At 68.4% G+C, this 18678-nt stretch carries 16 protein-coding genes; 7 read left to right on the top strand and 9 right to left on the bottom strand.

Going from position 1 to position 18678, the window contains the following annotated elements:
- Positions 1-81: 81 nt before the first annotated feature.
- The 4 genes from H0B56_RS19005 to H0B56_RS18990 all read right to left on the bottom strand — a co-directional run bounded on the left by H0B56_RS19005 (position 82) and on the right by H0B56_RS18990 (position 3824).
- Positions 82-699 (bottom strand): dihydrofolate reductase family protein, encoded by a 618-nt coding sequence (locus H0B56_RS19005; protein ID WP_180894439.1) that lies wholly within the window; start codon positions 697-699, stop codon positions 82-84.
- Between the two features lie 216 nt (positions 700-915).
- Entirely contained in the window at positions 916-2175 is a 1260-nt protein-coding gene (locus H0B56_RS19000; RefSeq protein WP_343063958.1) for an RNA polymerase sigma factor, read from the bottom strand.
- The gene (locus H0B56_RS18995; RefSeq protein WP_180894437.1) at positions 2172-2525 is read right to left on the bottom strand and encodes a YciI family protein; all 354 of its coding nucleotides are present in this window, start codon (positions 2523-2525) and stop codon (positions 2172-2174) included. The genes H0B56_RS19000 and H0B56_RS18995 overlap by 4 nt, the downstream gene beginning before the upstream one ends.
- Positions 2526-2816: 291 nt before the next feature.
- Positions 2817-3824: a glycosyltransferase family 2 protein gene (locus H0B56_RS18990; protein ID WP_180894436.1), complete on the bottom strand. Its 1008-nt coding sequence runs from the start codon at positions 3822-3824 to the stop codon at positions 2817-2819.
- A gap of 303 nt (positions 3825-4127) precedes the next feature.
- Between H0B56_RS18990 and H0B56_RS18985 the strand changes: the two genes are divergently transcribed.
- The 3 genes from H0B56_RS18985 to H0B56_RS23545 are packed head-to-tail and all read left to right on the top strand — an operon-like array spanning position 4128 to position 8593.
- Positions 4128-5456, top strand: a complete 1329-nt coding sequence (locus tag H0B56_RS18985; protein ID WP_180894435.1) for a nucleotide sugar dehydrogenase — start codon at positions 4128-4130, stop codon at positions 5454-5456.
- A gap of 51 nt (positions 5457-5507) precedes the next feature.
- Positions 5508-5861, top strand: coding sequence for a GroES family chaperonin (locus H0B56_RS18980; protein ID WP_180894434.1), 354 nt, complete (start codon positions 5508-5510; stop codon positions 5859-5861).
- A gap of 17 nt (positions 5862-5878) precedes the next feature.
- Positions 5879-8593 carry a VanW family protein gene (locus tag H0B56_RS23545; RefSeq protein ID WP_343063957.1) on the top strand — a complete coding sequence of 905 codons (2715 nt, stop codon included), beginning with the start codon at positions 5879-5881 and terminating at the stop codon, positions 8591-8593.
- Positions 8594-8656: 63 nt separating this feature from the next.
- Here H0B56_RS23545 and H0B56_RS18970 read toward each other — a convergent pair whose 3' ends face one another.
- From H0B56_RS18970 to H0B56_RS18955, 4 genes are all read right to left on the bottom strand, one after another.
- Positions 8657-10510 (bottom strand): acyl-CoA dehydrogenase, encoded by a 1854-nt coding sequence (locus H0B56_RS18970; protein ID WP_180894433.1) that lies wholly within the window; start codon positions 10508-10510, stop codon positions 8657-8659.
- A gap of 282 nt (positions 10511-10792) precedes the next feature.
- Positions 10793-11674 carry a LuxR C-terminal-related transcriptional regulator gene (locus H0B56_RS18965; RefSeq protein ID WP_180894432.1) on the bottom strand — a complete coding sequence of 294 codons (882 nt, stop codon included), beginning with the start codon at positions 11672-11674 and terminating at the stop codon, positions 10793-10795.
- 396 nt (positions 11675-12070) lie between these two features.
- The gene (locus H0B56_RS18960) at positions 12071-12814 is read right to left on the bottom strand and encodes an arginase family protein (RefSeq protein ID WP_180894431.1); all 744 of its coding nucleotides are present in this window, start codon (positions 12812-12814) and stop codon (positions 12071-12073) included.
- Between the two features lie 64 nt (positions 12815-12878).
- A complete protein-coding gene (locus H0B56_RS18955) occupies positions 12879-13427 on the bottom strand; it encodes a macro domain-containing protein (RefSeq protein WP_219632895.1) in 549 nt (182 codons plus the stop codon).
- An 807-nt stretch (positions 13428-14234) separates the two neighbouring features.
- Between H0B56_RS18955 and H0B56_RS18950 the strand changes: the two genes are divergently transcribed.
- The gene (locus H0B56_RS18950) at positions 14235-15116 is read left to right on the top strand and encodes a phosphatase PAP2 family protein (RefSeq protein WP_219632894.1); all 882 of its coding nucleotides are present in this window, start codon (positions 14235-14237) and stop codon (positions 15114-15116) included.
- A 155-nt stretch (positions 15117-15271) separates the two neighbouring features.
- Here the strand turns inward: H0B56_RS18950 and H0B56_RS18945 are convergent, their stop codons facing one another.
- Positions 15272-15742: a GNAT family N-acetyltransferase gene (locus H0B56_RS18945; RefSeq protein ID WP_180894429.1), complete on the bottom strand. Its 471-nt coding sequence runs from the start codon at positions 15740-15742 to the stop codon at positions 15272-15274.
- 500 nt (positions 15743-16242) lie between these two features.
- Between H0B56_RS18945 and H0B56_RS18940 the strand changes: the two genes are divergently transcribed.
- The 3 genes from H0B56_RS18940 to H0B56_RS18930 all read left to right on the top strand — a co-directional run bounded on the left by H0B56_RS18940 (position 16243) and on the right by H0B56_RS18930 (position 18591).
- Positions 16243-16836 carry a dihydrofolate reductase family protein gene (locus tag H0B56_RS18940; RefSeq protein WP_180894428.1) on the top strand — a complete coding sequence of 198 codons (594 nt, stop codon included), beginning with the start codon at positions 16243-16245 and terminating at the stop codon, positions 16834-16836.
- 387 nt (positions 16837-17223) lie between these two features.
- Entirely contained in the window at positions 17224-17640 is a 417-nt protein-coding gene (locus tag H0B56_RS18935; RefSeq protein WP_180894427.1) for a hypothetical protein, read from the top strand.
- A gap of 360 nt (positions 17641-18000) precedes the next feature.
- Entirely contained in the window at positions 18001-18591 is a 591-nt protein-coding gene (locus tag H0B56_RS18930) for a TIGR03086 family metal-binding protein (protein WP_180894426.1), read from the top strand.
- Positions 18592-18678: the final 87 nt, after the last annotated feature.

Raw genomic sequence — 18678 nt, 5'->3', positions numbered from 1 at the left:
GGCACGAGGCGGCCCTGGCCGAGTACTCCTGGCCACACCATGCCCGCCACTTCGTCGCCAGCCTGGAACGCTGGGCGGGCGCTACACGCTGACCCGGTACCGCAGGTGGGTCGTTTTGGCCGACTCCGCGACCCGTGTGGATTCCAGGGTGAACGTGCCGGTGTCGATCCCGTCGAACAGCCGGATGCCGGAACCCAGCAGGATCGGCGTCAGGTGCAGCTGGATCTCGTCCACGAGACCCGCCTCGAGGGCTTGCCGGACGGTGTCCGCCCCGCCGGATATCTGCACGTCCTTGTCACCCGCTGCCGCCCGGGCCTGCTTCACCGCGCTGTGGATGCCCTCGGTGACGAACGTGAAGGTGGTGCCCCCTTGCCGCTCCCACGGTTCGCGCGGTGCGGAGGTGAGCACGAACACCGGAGCGTAGAACGGTGGCGGGTCCGGCCAGTTGACCTCGCCCTCGTCGAACATGCGGCGCCCCATCACGTTGGCGCCCGCCCTGTCGAAGGTTTCCCGGACGATGTCGTCGTCACTGCCGGTGTCCCCACCGGACAGGCCCATACGCTCACGCCAGGTCCGCATGCCGAACATCCACTCGTGCATGCGAGTACCACCGTCACCGAGGGGGTTGTGCGGTGCGGCGTTCGGCCCGGCGATGAAGCCGTCGAGCGATATCGCCATATCGACAAAAACCTGACCCATGGGTTCCTCCCAACCGGTTCGGGTGCCTGTCCCAGGGATGACCCGCGACAGCGGCGGAACTCATCGCTTCCGACGGCACTTTCGCCGGGAAACGCTGGTGATCCCGGTCACTCTGCCGGCAGCTCGTAGCGCGACTCGTGCCGGTTTGCGGCGAGCACCGTGTCGCTGACCTCGAGGGCACGCTCGGCTGAGCCGGCGATGCGCAACAGGGTGCGCTCAGCTGCCGGCCAGCGTCTCGCGATGGCTCCGGAGGAAGGCGCGCTCCGCGGCGTTGCCGGTGCGGGCGATCGCTGCCTCGTACGCTCGCGCCGCCTCGATCTCCCTCCCCATGCGGCGCAGCAGGTCGGCGCGGGTCGCGTGCAGCAGGTAGTACCGGTCGAGATCGAGGTCGTCGACGAGCGCGAGAGCCGCTTCCGGTCCCTCGAACTCGGCAACCGCGACCGCGCGGTGCAGCGCCACCACCGGGTTCGGGGCGAGTGCCAGCAGCTGGTCGTACAGCTGGACGATCTGCCGCCAGTCCGTACTCGCGATGCTCGCCGCATCGCTGTGCACTGCGTTGATCGCCGCCTGGATCTGGTACGGGCCCGGCCGGTCCCGCCGCAGGCACGCGCGCACGACGGCCTGGCCTTCGGCGATGAGCTCGTGATCCCAGCGCCGGCGGTCCTGCTCGGCGAGGGGCACGAGAGCGCCTGCGCCGGTCGTGCGCGCGGCCCGGCGCGACTCGGTCAGCAGCATGAGTGCCAGCAGCCCCATGACCTCCGGCTCGTCCGGCATCAGCCCGGCGAGGATACGGCCGAGGCGGATCGCCTCCGAGCTGAGGTCCTCGCGGACGAGGGACTCGCCGGAGCCGGCCGTGTAGCCCTCGTTGAAGATGAGGTAGACGACGGCCAGCACCGCGTCCAGCCGATCCGGGAGGTCGGCCTCGCGCGGCACCCGGTACGGGATCCCCGCATCGCGGATCTTGCGCTTCGCGCGGACCAGCCGCTGCGCCATGGTCTTCTCGGGCACAAGGAAGGCTCGCGCGATATCCACGGTGGACAGTCCACCCAGTAACCGGAGCGTCAGCGCCACCCGGGCGTCACGCGACAGCGCCGGGTGACAGCACGTGAAGATCAGGCGCAGCTGGTCGTCACGCACGGCGCCGTCCCGGTCCTCGTGCCCCGTGTCGATGCCTCCGGCGTCCGCTGGTGAACCGAGCAGGGCGGCCTGTGCGTGCCGGTCCTGCCGGGACGACTCCCTGCGGAGCCGGTCGATCGCGCGGTTGCGGGCGGTGGTGATGATCCATCCGGCCGGGCTCGGGGGTAGTCCGGTGGACGGCCACCGCCGCACCGCGGTGGTGAACGCGTCCTGGACCGCCTCCTCGGCGACGTGGATGTCACCGCAGACGCGGACCAGGACGGCCACGGCTCGGCCGTACTCCTCGCGGAATACGCGTTCGATCTCCGGGATGGACGGGCCGGGCACGTCCGAGATCACCCACCTGTCCCGTCTGCCAGCGGCCTGACCTCGATCGGAAGGGTGGTCGCCTGAGCGAGCTTGCGGCCCCATTCGAGCGCGGCGTCGAGATCCGGTGCCGTGATGACGGTGAACCCGCCGATGTGCTCCTTGCCTTCGAGGTACGGGCCGTCCGTCGTGAGTGCCTCGGTGTCGCTGGCCCGCACGACGGTGGCCGTGTCGGGTGGGTGCAGGCCGCCGCCGAAGACCCACGCTCCGGCGTCCCGCATCCGCTGGTTCACGGCCTCGACGTCTCGCATGATCGGTTCGAGTACCTCGGGCGCGGGTGCGTCGCCGTCCGGCTGGTAGATGCTGAGCAGGTACTGGCTCATCGGGTGTCCCTTCTTGCTCGATCGTGACGTTACGCCGGTACAGGGGTGGTACACACCATCCGAGCCGGTCACCGCGTGCCACGTCCGTTGCAGCAGCGCCCGGTGCCGGTCCGGTGAGTCGCCCTGCGTTCCGGCTTCTCACCCGCTATACGAACGGCTTCGTGCCGGATCGACAGCGCGCGGCACCGATCGAGAAAGAAGTTTTGTGGGAGCCGAAGGTGACCTTGGTTCCTTAGAAGGAGCCCGACGTGACATTCGGCTCCCACACCGTCCGGCGAGCAGGCGGCGGGGTTACCCCAGCCTGCGCGGGCTGAAGATGAATCCGGCGCCCCACGCGGTGTGCATCACCGCGTACACCAGCGGCAGCCGGGCACGGACGCCGGGGCTCTCGCCGCGTCCGGTGATCGCCGAACCGGCGACGATCAGCACGGCGTATCCCCCGGGCAGCACGAACGCCGGAACGAAACCCGCCGCTCCTGCTACCAGGCCGCCGGCGATACCGGCCAGTGCCAGCGGCGGCGCGAGGTAGCGCAGGCTCAGCGTCTTGGCGTGCCGCCGCACCACGGCACGGCGCCACTGCCCGGTGCGGAAGAACTGCCTGGCCAAGCCACGGATGTCCCCCCTGGGGCGGTACGACACGCGCATATCGGGGGTGAACCACACGGTGCCGCCGGACCGGCGGATGCGGAGGTTGAGCTCCCAGTCCTGGGCGCGTGCCAGGTCCTCGTCGAAGCCACCGACTCGGTCGAGCGCCGAGCGTCGGAACGACCCGAGGTAGACGGTCTCGGCGGGCCCCGGGGTGCCGCCGAGGTGGAAGCGCGCACCCCCCACGCCCAGCCAGCTGTTCATGGCGCAGGCAACCGCCTTCTCGACGGGTGTGGTGCCCTCTGCGGCCATGATCCCGCCGACGTTGTCCGCACCCGTCTCCTCCAGCACCCGTGCGGCGGTACTGAGGTAACCCGATGGCAGCACCGCGTGACCGTCCACCCGGACGACGATGTCGTAAGAGGCTTCCTTCAGCGCACGGTTGAGCCCGCGTGGCGTGGTGCCTTCCGGGTTGCGCACCGTGCGGACGCGCGGGTCGGCGGCGGTGAGCTCCGCGGTGATCCGGTCGGTGCCGTCCGAGGAGGGCCCGAGCGCCACGATCACTTCGACCGGGCCGGGGTAGTCCTGCTCGAGCACCGCGGTGACCGCGGCCTTGAGGTGACGTTCCTCGTTCAGCACGGGCATGATCACCGAGATGCCGGGTAGCCCAGCGTCGGGTTGCGGGCTCGGTGACGGCGCCGGAGTAGCTTCCATAGTGTAATGAAGTTTACCCATCGCTGAGGCGTACTGTGATCTCGCGAGCCGTAGCGTGTGTCGCGAACCACCGGAACGGTATCCTGCGATCGGCTTCCGCGCGTAGCGCGCTCGCTGCCCGTGGATAGTATTCCCGCGGGTCCGCCTGCCTGCGGGCGGTGCCGTGCACGGGGCGGCTCTCGGTTGGCGACCGCATGGGGGCTGGGACGATGACGGCGGTCCGGTCGGTGTGCACAACGCGGCCGGGGTACAGGCGCAGAGGTCGTCGGCGACGCTGCTTTGCCGATCTCGAGGGAGAAGAACGTGACACAGCGCATCACCGTTATCGGAACCGGATACCTCGGTACGACCCACGCGGTCTGCATGGCCGAGCTGGGCTTCGAGGTTGTCGGCCTGGACGTCGACGCGGACAAGATCGCTTCGTTGAACGAGGGGCGCGTTCCGTTCTACGAACCCGACCTCGAGCCGCTGCTGCGCAAGCACGTCGAGGACGGCAGGTTGCGCCTGACGACCTCCTACGCCGAGGCCGCGGAGTTCGGCGACGTGCACTTCATCTGCGTGGGCACGCCACAACGCAAGGGCGAGTTCGCCGCGGACGTCTCGTACGTGGAGGACGTGATCGAGGGGCTCGCCCCGCACCTGCGTCGCGCCTGCCTCATCGTCGGCAAGTCCACGGTGCCGGTCGGCACGGCCGCGGTCCTCGCCGACCGTGTCGCCGAGCTGGCCCCTGTGGGATCCGAGGCCGAGCTGTCCTGGAACCCGGAGTTCCTGCGCGAAGGTTTCGCGGTGGAGGACACGCTCAAGCCCGACCGGCTGGTGATCGGGGTGGCCTCGGAGCGCGCCGAGGCCACCCTGCGGGAGGTCTACGCCGAGCAGATCGCTGCGGGGACCCCGTTCCTGGTGACCAACTTCGCCACAGCCGAGCTCGCCAAGGTGGCGGCGAACGCCTTCCTGGCCACCAAGATCTCGTTCATCAACGCGATGGCCGAGCTGTGCGAGCATGCCGGGGGCGACGTGACGATGCTCGCCGACGCCATCGGCTACGACGACCGGATCGGCAGGAAGTTCCTCAACTCCGGGATCGGTTTCGGGGGTGGGTGCCTGCCCAAGGACATCCGCGCGTTCATGGCCCGCGCCGGCGAGCTCGGGGCCGATCAGGCGCTGACGTTCCTGCGGGAGGTCGATGCGATCAATATCCGCAGGCGCACGCGTACCGTCGACCTCGCGCGAGAGTGCTGCGGCGGGACGTTCGTCGGCAAGCGGGTAGCCGTGCTGGGGGCGGCGTTCAAGCCCAACTCGGACGACGTTCGTGACTCGCCCGCGCTGAACGTCGCCGGGCTGATCCAGCTGCAGGGGGCGCAGGTGCGGGTGTACGACCCGAAGGCGATGGAGAACGCCAGCCGGTACTTCCCGACGCTGGACTACGCGGACTCGATCGTCGACGCGTGTGCCGGTGCGGACGTGGTCCTGCACCTCACCGAGTGGCGGGAGTTCCGCGACACCGACCCGGCCAAACTGGGTGATGTCGTCGCTCAGCGTTACATCGTCGACGGGCGCAACGCGCTCGATATGGCGCGCTGGGAGGCCGCGGGCTGGACGTACCGTGGGTTGGGGCGCGCCGTAACGCCCTGAGACGTTGTCCCGCTCCGACCGCTACCATGCAGCGCAACGCATACAAGTAGCATGTCGGGCGTGTCAGACTCCCACCTCGCTCCCAGTGGTGATTCGAAGCTCGAAATCCAGCTGCTGCACGACCGGCTGCTCGTGCACGTCCCGGACGACGAGGGAGAGCGTCGCAGCAGCGGGGGAATCGTCATACCGGCAACCGCGCAGGTGGCGCGGCGCCTCGAATGGGGTGATGTCCTCGGTGTGGGGAACAATGTCCGAAACGTTAAGGTGAACGACCGCGTGCTCTTCAACCCCGAGGATCAACTCGAGGTCGAGATTCACGGTAAGGCCTACCTGGTCATGCGTGAGCGCGATGTACACGCGATCGCCAGCGAACGTACGGAGCACGGCACTGGCTTGTACTTGTAGCGCGGGAGGGTAAATCGGTGCCGGAGGAACACGAGTGGCCGACTGCGGACTCGGACGGGGACGAGCCAGGCGACCAGCAACCAGCTACAGAGCACGGTTCCGTGCCGGATGCCACGGTCGCCGGCGGGGATGACGACGCGGAACGGGAGTACGAGCCGGAGAGCGATCCGGCAGAGTCGGCCGCGACCGAGGACCCCACGACACCGGGGACCCCGCTGCCGGAGCCGGACGACGCCCGGGCGGAGGAAGACCGGCCGCCGGAGGAAGATCAGCCGGAGAACGCGGAGCCGGGCGCTGCCGATCCGGAGAGCGCGGAGTCGGAGAGCGCGGAGCCGGACGCCGCTGCCTCGGGGGGTGCCGTTCCGGACGATGCCGAGCCGGACGGAGCTGAGCCCGCGAGCCCCGAGCCGGAGCACGCCCAGCCCGAGAGCACCCAGCCGGAGAGCACGCAGCAGGCTGGTTCGGAGGATGTGCGGCAGGACGGCGCCCTGCCGGATGGGCCGGATACGGCGGTCACCTGGCCTGCCGAGCCGGAGCCGGACGCCACCGGCTCCGCCGAACCGGACGAGCAGGATACGGCGGGTCATTGGCCGGTCGAGGAGTCCGAACCGGCGACGGCCGAGTACGAACCCGTCACCGGTGGGAAGCCGGATCCGGACGCCACCACGGTCGGTCAGGTACCGGTCACGGGAGCTGTCGACGAGTCGACGACGATGGCGATGCCGGTCGCGGCACCGGAGATCACCCAGGCGATGCCCGCGGTCACCGACCGGGTGGAACCGGCCGGGGTGGGTGACCAGGAAGTCACGACCACGTTCGACGCGGTCACCGACGGGAGCACCGATGCCCTCACCCCGGTCATCGCCCCGGTAGCCGTCGACCCGGCCCGCATCGCGCACCACGAGACCGGTGGCAACGCCACTGGTGCCACCGATGACACGGCCGGGTTCGCGTCCGCGGGTGCCGCGGGCGGTGCCGGTGATGACGGGGGCGACGGCCCGTCTGGTGGCTGGCGCCGCAGGCTGCGCAGGCCGTTGCTCGTCGCGGGGAGCGTGCTCGGCGTTCTCGCGCTTGTCTATGCGGCCGACTTGCTGCTCTCGGCCGGGGATGTGCCGCGTGGCGTTACCGTCGCGGGCGTCTCCGTCGGCGGCATGAGCGAGGAGGCAGCCGAGAGCAAGCTGCAGGATGAGCTGCGTCCGCGGACGTCCGAACCGGTCTCGATCACCGCGGGCGAGATGGAAGCGGAGCTGGATCCCCAGGCCGCCGGGCTCAACGTGAACTGGCAGGGCACGCTGGAGCAGATCGGGCGGCAGCCGTTGAACCCGATCACCAGGGTGACCTCGTTCTTCACCACCCGTGAGATCGGTGTCGTCGGTAGCGCCGACGAGGAGCGGCTGGTCTCGACGCTGGATGAACTCGCCGCGGAGGAGCTCCACCGCGAGAAGGAAGAGGGCGGTATCGAGTTCGAACCCGTCCCGGATAGCGATGGCGACGTCGAGGCGGTCGCGGTCGAGCCCATGCCGGGGCAGGAGCTCACCAGCATCGAGGGCGCGGCGGAGACAGTGCGCACGTCCTGGCTGGATCGGGACGGCGTCGAGCTGGAGGTCGAGGTCGAACCGGCCGAGGTGGACGCAGCGGCCGTCCAGGAGACACTGCGGTCGGTGGCCGAACCGGCGGTGTCCGGCCCGGTCACGTTCCGGGGCGAGGGCGACGATGCCCGGCTGCGCCCGGTGGATATCGGCGAGGTGCTGACCTTCACGCCGGGCGAGGACGGCTCGTTGGAGGCCGAGGTCGACAACGAGGCTCTCGAGGAGGCGCTGCAGCCGCAGCTGGCCGACACCGAGGATGAGGCTCGCGACGCGGAGATCGTTTTCTCGGGCGGGAAGCCCACCGTGGAGCCCTCCGAGGAAGGGCGGGTCGTCGACTGGGAGCCCACCCTCGAGCCGTTCATGGATGTCCTCGTGCGCACCGGGGATCGCGAGATCGATGTGACCTACACCGACGACGAGCCGGAGGTCACGACCGAGGAGGCGGAGGCACTCGGCATCGACGAGGTGATCGGCGAGTTCACCACCGAGGATTTCGCGAAGGATTCGGGGATCAACATCCGTCGGGTGGCGCAGCAGGTCGACGGGGCCATCGTCAAGCCGGGTGAGACGTTCAGCCTCAACCAGCACACCGGACCGCGCACCGAGGCGCAGGGGTATGTCGACGCGGGCATCATCGAGAACGGTGTGCCCGGCCGGGCGGTCGGTGGCGGCATCTCGCAGTTCGCCACGACGCTGTACAACGCGGCGTACTTCGCGGGCCTGCGGGATGCCGGGCACTCGCCGCACAGCTACTACATCAGCCGTTACCCGATGGCACGCGAGGCCACAGTGTTCCAGGCTGCCGGCGGTGGCGGGATCGACCTGGCGTTCACCAACGACGCGGAGACCGGTGTGGCCATCCAGACCAACTGGACGCCGAGCAGCATCACGGTGCGCATCTGGGGGACGAAGCGGTACGACGTCGACTCGGTGACCAGCGACCGCTCCGATGTGGTTGAGCCGTCGGAACGTCGCATCGACGACCCGGACTGCGAGCCGTCCGCCGGTATCGCGGGCTTCACGGCAACCAACACGCGGATCCTGCGCGACCCCGACACCGGGGAGGTCGTGCGCCGCGAGTCGGAAACCGTCACGTACAACCCGAAGCCCAAGATCGTCTGCACCGACGGCGAGGACGACTAGGAAGGCTGAATGACGCTGTCAGTCCGCCAGGCGGACTGACAGCGTCATTCAAGCCCGGGTAACTCAGAACGCTGCTTCGTCGAGGTTCATCAGCGTGTTGTCGGCCGACTCCACGATCTTGCGGCGGGAGGACAGCTCGGGCAGCACGGTCTTGGCGAAGAACGACGCGGCCGCGACCTTACCCTCGTAGAAGGGCTTGTCCTTCTCGCTCGCGCCGTTGTCCAGCGCGGCGAGGGCGATCTCCGCCTGGCGCTGTAGCTGCCAGCCGACGAGCAGGTCCGTGGTGGACAGCAGCAGGCGCACCGAGTGCTGGCCGATCTTGTAGACGTTCTCCTGCTCCTCCTGCGAGGCGGTCAGCTCGCCGATCATGGCCCCGACCATGCCTTGCACGTCGTCCAGGGCCTGCTTGAGCAGCGCACGCTCCTCCTTGAGGCGGCCGTTACCGGCCTCGGAGTCGATGAACTGCGTGATCTCGCCCGCCACGTGGGTCAGCGCCTGTCCCTTGTCGCGGACGACCTTGCGGAAGAAGAAGTCCAGCGACTGGATGGCGGTGGTGCCCTCGTAGAGGGTGTCGATCTTGCCGTCCCGGATGTACTGCTCGATGGGGTACTCCTGCAGGAAGCCGGACCCGCCGAGCGTCTGCAGCGCCTCGGTGCCCAGCAGCGTCCAGCTGCGCTCCGAGCCGCCACCCTTGACGATCGGCAGCAGCAGGTCGTTGACCCGCTCGGCGAGGTCGACATCCTCGCCGGACGCCTTCCCGAGCATGATCTTGTCCTGGTAGGACGCCGTGTACAGGTACAGCGCCCGCATGCCCTCGGAGTAGGACTTCAGCGTCATCAGCGCGCGCCGGACGTCCGGGTGGTGCGTGATGGTCACCCGCGGGGCGGTCTTGTCGACCATCTGCGTCATGTCCGCACCCTGCACACGCTCCTTGGCGAACTCGAGCGCGTTGAGGTAGGCGGTGGACAGGGTCGAGATGGCCTTGGTGCCGACCATCATCCTGGCGTGCTCGATCACGTCGAACATCTGCGCGATGCCGTCGATCTTGTCGCCGACCAGCCAGCCCTTGGCGGGTGTGCCGTGCTGGCCGAAGGTCAGTTCACAGGTGGTGGAGGCCTTGATGCCCATCTTGTGCTCGACGCCGGTGACGTAGACGCCGTTGCGCTCGCCGGTGAGCTCACCGGTCTCGGCATCGAAGTGGTGCGCGGGGACGAAGAACAGCCCGAGGCCCTTCGTGCCGGGCTTGGGCTCGATGTCCGGCCCCTCCGGCCGGGCGAGCACCAGGTGGAAGATGTTCTCCGTCATGTCGTCCTGCGCGGCACCGGTGATGAACCGCTTGACGCCCTCGATGTGCCAGGAGCCGTCGTCCTGCTTGACGGCCTTCGCGCGACCCGCGCCCACGTCGGAACCCGCGTCCGGTTCGGTGAGCACCATGGTGGAGCCCCAGTCGCGCTCGATGGCGATCTCGGCCCAGCGCTTCTGCTCCTCGTTGCCGTTCTCGTGCAGGATCTTGGCGAACGTCTTGCCCGCCATGTAGAAGAACAGCGCGGGATTGGCGCCGAGGTAGAGCTCGGAGACCGACCAGGCCACGGTGGGCGGGATCCCGAAGCCACCCAGCTCGACCGGCAGGCTCATGCGGTCCCACCCGGCCTCGACGGTGGCCCGCAGTGCCCGCTTCATGGACTCGGGCATCGTGACGTCGGCTTGTTCGGGGTGGAACTCCGGCGGGTTGCGGTCCCCGTCGACGAAGGCGTCGGCCACGACGCCGGCAACGAGATTGTTGACTTCGTTCAGCACAGTCCGCGTGACGTCCTGATCCGCTTCGGCGAACGGACCGGTGCCGAGGTGCTCCTGAATCCGCAGGACCTCGAAGAGGTTGAACTCCAGATCGCGGATGTTGCTCTTGTAGTGGCCCATGTCTGGTCGCTCCGTATTGTTCGTGGCTCGGCGACGAGGTGGTTGCTTGGCACGAGGCAGTCTCGTTGACCGGGTCCTTCGTTCCGGCGCTCGTTACGCACCGTGCTTCCGCGCTGACCGGTGCTACTGGTCAGTAACATAACTGTATTACTGGCGAGTAATGCGCCGCAAGGCCGCGCAAGGCGCTGTGACGAATGCGTCGTCCAGGGCATCGCGGGCCTCTCGCGCCGTGGCTGAATGGTCACAGTGCGTGCGGTACCGGCTCGGAGCGTGGAGGCGGGTTCATGATGCGGGGCGCGCCGGCGTCGGTGCTCGCACGCCGGAGACGGCCAGTGCGGCACGGGACCGGTCGCCTCGTGTTCCGTCGGTGCCCGCGGTGCCGTCCACACTGCCCGCTTGGGACGGGAGCTCGGCCTCGGGGGTGTTCAGCGAGAGCAGCCCGTTCCGGAAGGCGATGGTGACCGAATGGGTGCGATCGCGTGCGGAGAGCTTGCGCAGGATGCTCTTGACGTGCGTCCGCACCGTCTCCACGGACAGGAACAGCACCTTCGCGATGGCCGCGTTCTCCAGCCCCTCCGCGATCAGTTGCAGAACCTGGAGTTCCCTGCGGGACAGCCGGAGCAGGTTCGGGTCCGGGGTGTGCGCCGAGCCGTTCGACGGCTCGTCGAGATGGTCGTTGGTCTGACTCTGGGTGACGAGGTTGGCCAGTGACGGGTCGAGGTAACGGCGGGCGTGTGTAGCGTGCCGGATGGCATCGAGTATCCGCTGCGGTTCGGCGCATCGAGGGGTGGCGCCGTGTGCCCCTGCCGCCATCACCGCGGCCAGGTAGCTGGATGTGCGGTCGGACTCCCGGATGAGCACCACCACGCGCGCCGATGAGCTGGTCTTGGCCAGCAGGTGGGAGAGGTGGCAGCCGCCGTCCAGGCCGGAGTCGACGAGGACGATGTCCGGGTGGATCTGCTCGGTCATGTGGATCGCGCCCTGCTGGCTCGCGGCGTGCCCGGCGAACCTCATCCACGGCGTCCTGTCGACGAGGGCGCTGATCCCGTCGCGGAAGAGCGGAACGGTGTCGACCAGACCGAGCGCCAGCGGTCGTTGCCGCTGAGCGGCTCCGACGCGGTCCGGGTGCTGCGCGGTTCCGCGCGATTCGAAACTACGAGTCATGACCAACTCCCTCTCCGCGAACTCCCTGCCTCAGCTGAGACGCACGACCCCCTGCGTATATGTCGGCACAATGTGGTGATATAGGTCTCACTAGTGCCTCCGATCAACGAGGCGTGTGCCGGAGCGGGTCGACCGGCATCGTCAGCTGGCCAGGCATACCCCTACCTGTGGCGTATTGCACATCACGTGAGTGCGGAATGGGGAATTGCGGCACAGTTATCACTCAATGGGGTTAGGATACCCTGCAAGGTGCATTCATAATTGTGTGATTTACATCACATATAACCAATAAAAATCAGAAAAACTTTCTGAAAATTCGCTCGGCGCTTCGCGAGGGCGCGAACGGCATGCCCGATACATCGCGGAGTTGATCGGTATCGTGCCGGTTCGAACGGCTCAGCCGAACAGCGACGGGCACAACCGAGCCACCCGCTCCGCGGAACCACACTGCGGGTGCCAGGTGCATGCCAGCCCGACGGCGACCACTCGGTCGCTGGCCAGGACCTCGGCCAGCGCGGCATCGACGGCCGTAGCGGAGGGGCCGCCTTCTGTGGGGAAGACCAGGCTCGGCACGTCCTCCTTGCGCAGCACGTCGAGGTCGACATGCAGGTAGATCGGCCCGTCGGGCAGTGTCGAGGCGTTCAGCTCCGCGACGGGACACTGCCGTACGGGTGAGGTGCCCAGGAATTCCTGCTCCGGCGGGTCGAGATCGCGACCGTCCACCAGTACCGTCCGGCGCTGCTCGACCGGGTGCAGCCCCAGCGCGTCACTGATCAGCTCCGGGCGGTACCCGAGGAGTATGCGCAGCGGGATACCCCCGAGGTAGCCGGAGTGGGACGTCTCCAGCGTCTGCAGGTCGCCGTGCGCGTCGAACCAGACGATCGAGGGAGTGGTACCGGCACGTTGCAGTCCGGCCACCGCGCCCAGCGACGTCGTGCAGTCGCCGGACAGGACCATCGGGGTCGTCCCGTGCCGCGCCGTCGCGGCCACGTCCTCGGCTACGGCGTCGTAGAGCCGCGCCATCCGTTCCCACGGGCTCCCGTCCCCCAGTTCCCGCTCGATCGTGGTGCTGGCGTCGACCGGGATATCGAGTTCGGGCAGGTGGTCATCGAGGTGGTAGGGCACGAGCAGCGGACGCATGCGGTAACGGTACTGGCAGGCATGTGGGGCCGGCACGCGAATTCTCCGCGCGCATCGGTCCGGCCTACATTCCGGTGCCGGTGAGCCGGTCCAGCGCCGTGCGGTGGGTGTCGAGTGCCGCCTGGCCGCGCAGCACGAATCGGATGCGCCGCACGGAGCTCAGCCCGGGGGCGGCGTCCAGCATCGTGCCGAGCGCCACCTCGGCGGCCTCGTCCATCGGGTAACCGAACGCACCTGTGGAGAGCGCGGGAAAGGCCACCCCCGTGAGCCGGTAGTGCTCGGCGCGGTCGAGTGCCTGCCGGTAGCAGGACGCCAGGAGGTCGGCGGCCGGCTCATCGGCGCCGTAGACCGGCCCGAGGCAGTGGATGACGTGACTGTTCGGTAACTCGTGTGCGCTGGTGAGTACCGCCTCACCCGGACGGATGGGAGCCAGCGGGCGGCACTCCACGGCGAGACCGGGTCCGGCGGCGCGGTGGATCGCCCCCGCGACACCTCCGCCGGTGGTCAGCTGGGCGTTCGCCGCGTTGACCACGGCGTCGAACTCGTGCTGTCGCGTGATGTCGCCCTCGACGATATCGAGGGTTACGTCTCCGATGCGGTGCTCGATGCTCATGGCGTTTCCTCGGGCATACGGGAGCTCGTGGGTGCCCTTCCGCGCGTGTCCCGGAACCGGACGAGTGCGTCGTAACGCGTCGTAGCATATGTGCCGGCTCGGCGGACGGTCGAGTGTGCCCGTTGCCGCCGGCCGGGTGCTTCAGCATCCTCCCGGAACGTTGTCCGCCGCAGGAGTCAGGAATCGAACGGTATGGTGTGTGAGATCACGCCGGATTCGTGACGGTTACATTGCGGATCGATTCACGCACCCGGAGTGCGTGTGAGCCCCTGCGGAATCATTTCGACGGCGGGCGGGAAGGTCCCGAACCGCCGGTCGCGCGATTGTGCGGGCCTGCCGCGAGATACGGGTCATTTCCGATCTGTCCCTTGCAGTACGGCGTCGGGGGTGGTGCCGGCCGCTTGCTATGCTGGGTATTCACAAGCACAACGAGGTAGCGATCCAGACGCCCGAGCACGTGGGTGTCGTCGGGGGCGAGTCAACCAGCGACCGGCGGGGGAGCTCGGCCGGAGCACGCTTGTGGAGGTGCGCCACACGGCTGTGCCGCTGTGAGCAGTGCTCTCGTTGTGACGATCGCGCGAAGCCCCGATCGTCGAGTCGCGATAGCGCCGACCCCGACTGGCCAGAGAGCGCGGTGAGTTGATGACCCGGACACCGGCGGTTGACCCGCCCTCGCAGCAGGCGTCACGGTCGGCTGATCGCCCGACACGCTTCGATGATCCGGCTCGCATTCGGCCCCGGACGGGATTCGAGAATCGAAACGGTGGCGGGTCTCCACCGGAGAATGCGTGGCCGAGTGCACGGGAGATGATCCGGAAGCTGTCGTTGGACAGCGTCACCATCGTCCTGATGGTGGCGCTGCTCACGGTTACGGCTCTCGCGGCCGGACCGTTGCATTTTCTCGACAACTACCTCAATGAGGTGCCGCACCCGCTGACGCGTCTCGGGGCGGCCTGGTATTTCCTCAAGTTCGTGCCGAACGAGGTCGGATCCCGGTTCATCGCGATACCGCTGCTGGGTATCGTGACATTGATCTTCGCGTACCGGCACCGTTCCTGGCGCCCGATCATCGTGAGCTCGATCGGTGTGTTGGGGATGAGTGGTCTGATCTGGGGTTTCAAGTTCCTCTTCGCACGGAATCAACCGCGCGAGTACGACCCGTCGTTCTTCTCCGACTACGGCGGACTCGCCTTCCCGTCGGGTCATGCGGGCAATGTCGTCCTGTTCTACGGGCTGGTTCTGTTCCTGGTTACTCGCTACGAGCCGGTCAGGCAGCATGTCGTCCGGCGAGTGGTGCACCTCATCATCGCCATGGCGATCGTGCAGACAGCGGTGTCGGTGTACCTCCAGTTCCACTGGTTCACCGACCTCGTCGCTGGACTGATCGCCGGCGGGCTCTGGCTGCGTATCGCCATCCGCACGGACCAGCTCATTCCGGAGGGTCGTACCCGCCACTGGTGGCCGTGGCGTGAAGGCGACTTCGTGGATCGCTACATACGCCCCGTGTCGTCGGCACCTCCCACGAACGGTGCTCTCCCGCCGGTTGTGGAAGGTGCACCCCGCCCCTGGACCGTCCTCGGGAGCGAGGCGGAGCCGGGCCGGATGCCGCGGCATCGAGCTGGTGAGGACGCCACGAGCCCGCCGCCTGGTGGGCACGTCGTCGAGACCTCTCGGCCCGGACCGGCGTAACCCGAGAGTGTGGAACGCGCGCGTTCATCCGGAGGCGAGCGGTATCGGTCGCGCGTGCCCGGATGTGACGGTGCCGATCAGGCCCGCCCGGGATGCCCCGCGGCGTTGCCGGTTCGCCGAAGCCGATGAGCGCGGCCGGCCCCGGGTAGTCGTCGCTATGTCGGGTCCGCGAGGTCGGCCTGTAGCAGCCGGGGTGACGTCACGAAGCCGCGGCGCGAGTACGCGGGAATCGCTCGGACACTGGAGTGCACGGTGACGCGTTCGAGCCCGCGGTCGTGCGCGAGCCGAAGAACCGCGTCGATCAGCAGGCTTCCGAGGCCGTTGCCGCGTTCCTCCGGCACGATATACACCGACTGCAGGTCGCCGGATGCGCGTGCCGGGGAATGTGGCGTCGGTACGCGCTGAACGACTGCCAGCCACGCCATGCCGATGATCTCGTCATCGCGCACCATGACGACGCACCGGTGGGTGACGGCGTTCTCGCGCGCCCACGACGCGAAGCTCTTCGTGAACTCCTCGCGCGTGACTGCTGGCAGCCCACCGTTCTCGAGGACCCAGTCCCACCGAAGCTCGGCGACGGCGCCCAACTCATCCCCCGTGGCAGGACGGATCGCGATACCGTTCATCTCCCCATCCTCACGTGGACCGGGCGCCGGCGTCTCGGCTGTCGCGCACCTGTGCACATGTGGACCGTGCGTATCGCGTCCGCACATCAACACCCGGAACCCCTCCGCCTGCGGCGGGGGTCGACTCGGCTGTTCCCTACCGGCCTGTGTGTGACGGCGCTCCGCCGGTGGCGGCCCGGCTCGTCGCCGAACGGCTGCGACAAGGCGACGTCTGGAATGTGGACTTTGTCGGTATGGCCTGGTAAGTAAGTAGTCGACGATCCGGCGGGGAAGCCACAGCGTACAACGGTGCGTGTGTGAAGTTCGATCTTCAAATGGGGGCTGAGTTGCTTCGAAGGCGTACCAGCACTCGGTTCGACGACTCGAATCGCGGCGGCGTTGTCCCGGTGTACTCCCGGCGTTCTCGGTGCGGCGGCCGTTCGCGGCGATGACTATTCCGTGCGTTCCGAGTCTCACTTGCTGACCGGCCCACCCCGGGCCGCCTGACGAAAGGAGCAACGATGCAAATCATTCTCAGTGACTTCATGAGCCTGGACGGTGTCGTGCAGGCGCCCGGCGGGCGCGAGGAGGACACCGAGGGCGGGTTCACCCACGGCGGCTGGTCGATGCCGTACTTCGAACCGGAGACCATGGGCCAGGTGATCGATGAGGTCATGGGGCGAACGGAGGCGCTGCTGTTCGGCAGGCGCACGTGGCAGACGATGGCAGCCGCCTGGCCCGACCGTGCCGGTGACGAGTTCGCCGACCGCATGAACGAGATCCCCAAGTACGTGGCATCCCGCACGCTCACCCAGGACGACCTCACGTGGCCCGGCTCGGCCCTGCTACCCGCGGACGACGCGATCGGCGCGGTGCGCGAGCTGCGCGCCAAGGACGGCGAGGGGCTGCAAGTCATGGGCAGCGCCTCGCTCGCAGCGCAGCTGATCGAACACGACCTCGTCGACGAGTACCGGCTGATGATCGAGCCGATCCTGCTCGGTGGCGGCAAGCGCATGTTCCCCGACGGCGGTCAGGCCCGCCCGCTCGAGCTGGCCTCGACCACGACGACCGGGACCGGCGTGCTGATCTGCACGTACCGGCGGGCGGATAGCTGATCCTGCCGCGCCTTCCGCAGGGCTCGGGGCGACGTGAGCTCCACGCGGCTGGGGTCGGCCCCGCCGGAGATCGGTGGCGGTTGGACGCCCCGCGTGGGGTTCACCGACCATTCCCGCGCGTCTCGCGTCCGGGATGATCGGTTGGTAGCTTCCGTGCTAGCCGTGTGGGCTTGTCCCAAGTGGTGTGATCGTATGGCTGACTCGGCTTCGTGGGCATCGAGGGTATTGCTTGTCCTGGTCAGCGCCTGCCTCCTCGCCTCGGGCTGCGGCTCCGCCGTCCCGGGTTCGGTTCACACGACGGGCGCAGCTCCGGCAAGTTCCCGTGGGCTGATCGCGCCAGCCGGCGCGGCGCTGTGGAACCCGCCTGGCGCGATCGCCAGATCGTCCGTGGTCGAGTGTGAAGACCGGATCGGCACTGATCCCCCGGCTGATGACCTGGCGGTCGTCTCCGGTGTCGCGGCGCTTCCTGATGCGGGCACGTCCGGGCCGTTACAGGCTGTGCCGAGGGTGAACGGCCTCCGGCTTCGCTACTTCGCCAAGCGAGGACTCGTCGCGGGCTCGGACCGAACCATCGACCTCGTCGTCCCGCCCGAGGAGAGGCATCGTCTGGCGATCACGTGGGGTAGCCCCGGGCGTCTCACCTGGCACCTGCGGGTTTCCTGCCACGCGGCGGACGCGACATGGCTCACTTTCGCCGGCGGTTACGTCACGACTCGCCGGGGATGTGTCTCGCTCATCGTCCGTGCCGATGGCCGGCAGGAGCGTGCCCGCATCGGGGTGGGTGCGCGCTGTGTGGAGGAGTGAGCTGACCCGCCGAGCCAGTACCGGTCGATCGCGACGAACGCGGGGCTGCTCGGAGGAAGCGGCACGTTCGCCGCCGCGCTTGGTCCTGGGCTTGATGGACGAAGCTGGCAGGTCTGGTGTGGACACCGCGTGAACCGGGGCTTGTGTGTGGAGCGGATGGCGCGATTGGAACCCGCGGTTGCAGTTCGAGTATCCGGGGTGATCACGCTGGAAGGTGGCGCTCACCTGCGGGCGGGCATGCGCGTGGATCGCCGCCGTTCGCCGCGCCAAGTTGCCGGGTTCTTCTGCCGTTACAGGTGCCCTCGGCAATTCGTACCGGTACTCTTCGGGCACGTTGCCAGCGATCTGGGGAGGGAACCCATGACAACGGTTGCCATCGACGATCTCGCTGCGGCGCTCGGTGCCGTGGGCGACCTGGTCGCGGATATCCGGCAGGACCAGTGGAGTGCCCTCACCCCCTGCCCGGAGTGGCAGGTCCGCGACCTGGTCAACCATATGGTCATCGGGAGCCGCCTGTTCACCGGCATATTGCGCGGTGCGGCGGCGGCAGCGCCCGGCGCGTTGGATCCGAAGGCCGGCGAGAAGCTCGGCGATGATCCCGCCTCCACCCACGGTGAGGCCGCCGGGGACCTACTCGCCGCGTTCCGGCAGCCGGGAGTGCTCGAATCGACGTTCGAAGTCCCCGTCGGGACAGTTCCCGGGATCGTCGCAGTACACCTGCGCGTCGTCGAGGAACTCGTGCACGGCTGGGACCTCGCCCGGGCGACGGGGCAACAGCTCCGGTTCCCCGACGAGATCGTCGAGCGGGCACTGGAGTTCACCCGCGGTAAGCTCGCTGACGTGCCGCCGGACAGGTCCCCGTTCGGGCCGCCACAGCCGGTCCCCGACGACGCCCCGCCCGTCGACAGGCTTGCCGCCATCCTCGGCCGCCGCGTCACCCCACGGTTCTGAACTCGGGCCGTTCTTCCTCTCCCGTTCGTCCGTGCTGCCGCCGCGTGTCCTGCGGCGAGTACTCGGACGCGAGCGGGGCAGGCGCAC

Origin of the sequence: Haloechinothrix aidingensis (assembly GCF_013450155.1) — a bacterium.
Lineage (GTDB): Bacteria > Actinomycetota > Actinomycetes > Mycobacteriales > Pseudonocardiaceae > Haloechinothrix > Haloechinothrix aidingensis.
The sequence above is the reverse complement of the archived record's forward strand: the minus strand, read 5'-3'. Positions and strand labels throughout refer to the sequence as shown.

What these genes read in the sequence shown, in the direction of transcription:
- H0B56_RS18965 (WP_180894432.1), bottom strand. Translation starts at nt 11,674, where the DNA reads ATGACTCGTAGTTTCGAATCGCGCGGAACCGCGCAGCACCCGGACCGC.
- H0B56_RS18945 (WP_180894429.1), bottom strand. Translation starts at nt 15,742, where the DNA reads ATGAACGGTATCGCGATCCGTCCTGCCACGGGGGATGAGTTGGGCGCC.
- H0B56_RS18960 (WP_180894431.1), bottom strand. Translation starts at nt 12,814, where the DNA reads ATGCGTCCGCTGCTCGTGCCCTACCACCTCGATGACCACCTGCCCGAA.
- H0B56_RS18950 (WP_219632894.1), top strand. Translation starts at nt 14,235, where the DNA reads ATGATCCGGAAGCTGTCGTTGGACAGCGTCACCATCGTCCTGATGGTG.
- H0B56_RS18940 (WP_180894428.1), top strand. Translation starts at nt 16,243, where the DNA reads ATGCAAATCATTCTCAGTGACTTCATGAGCCTGGACGGTGTCGTGCAG.
- H0B56_RS18955 (WP_219632895.1), bottom strand. Translation starts at nt 13,427, where the DNA reads ATGAGCATCGAGCACCGCATCGGAGACGTAACCCTCGATATCGTCGAG.
- H0B56_RS18990 (WP_180894436.1), bottom strand. Translation starts at nt 3,824, where the DNA reads ATGGAAGCTACTCCGGCGCCGTCACCGAGCCCGCAACCCGACGCTGGG.
- H0B56_RS19005 (WP_180894439.1), bottom strand. Translation starts at nt 699, where the DNA reads ATGGGTCAGGTTTTTGTCGATATGGCGATATCGCTCGACGGCTTCATC.
- H0B56_RS18930 (WP_180894426.1), top strand. Translation starts at nt 18,001, where the DNA reads ATGACAACGGTTGCCATCGACGATCTCGCTGCGGCGCTCGGTGCCGTG.
- H0B56_RS18980 (WP_180894434.1), top strand. Translation starts at nt 5,508, where the DNA reads ATGTCGGGCGTGTCAGACTCCCACCTCGCTCCCAGTGGTGATTCGAAG.
- H0B56_RS18995 (WP_180894437.1), bottom strand. Translation starts at nt 2,525, where the DNA reads ATGAGCCAGTACCTGCTCAGCATCTACCAGCCGGACGGCGACGCACCC.
- H0B56_RS18970 (WP_180894433.1), bottom strand. Translation starts at nt 10,510, where the DNA reads ATGGGCCACTACAAGAGCAACATCCGCGATCTGGAGTTCAACCTCTTC.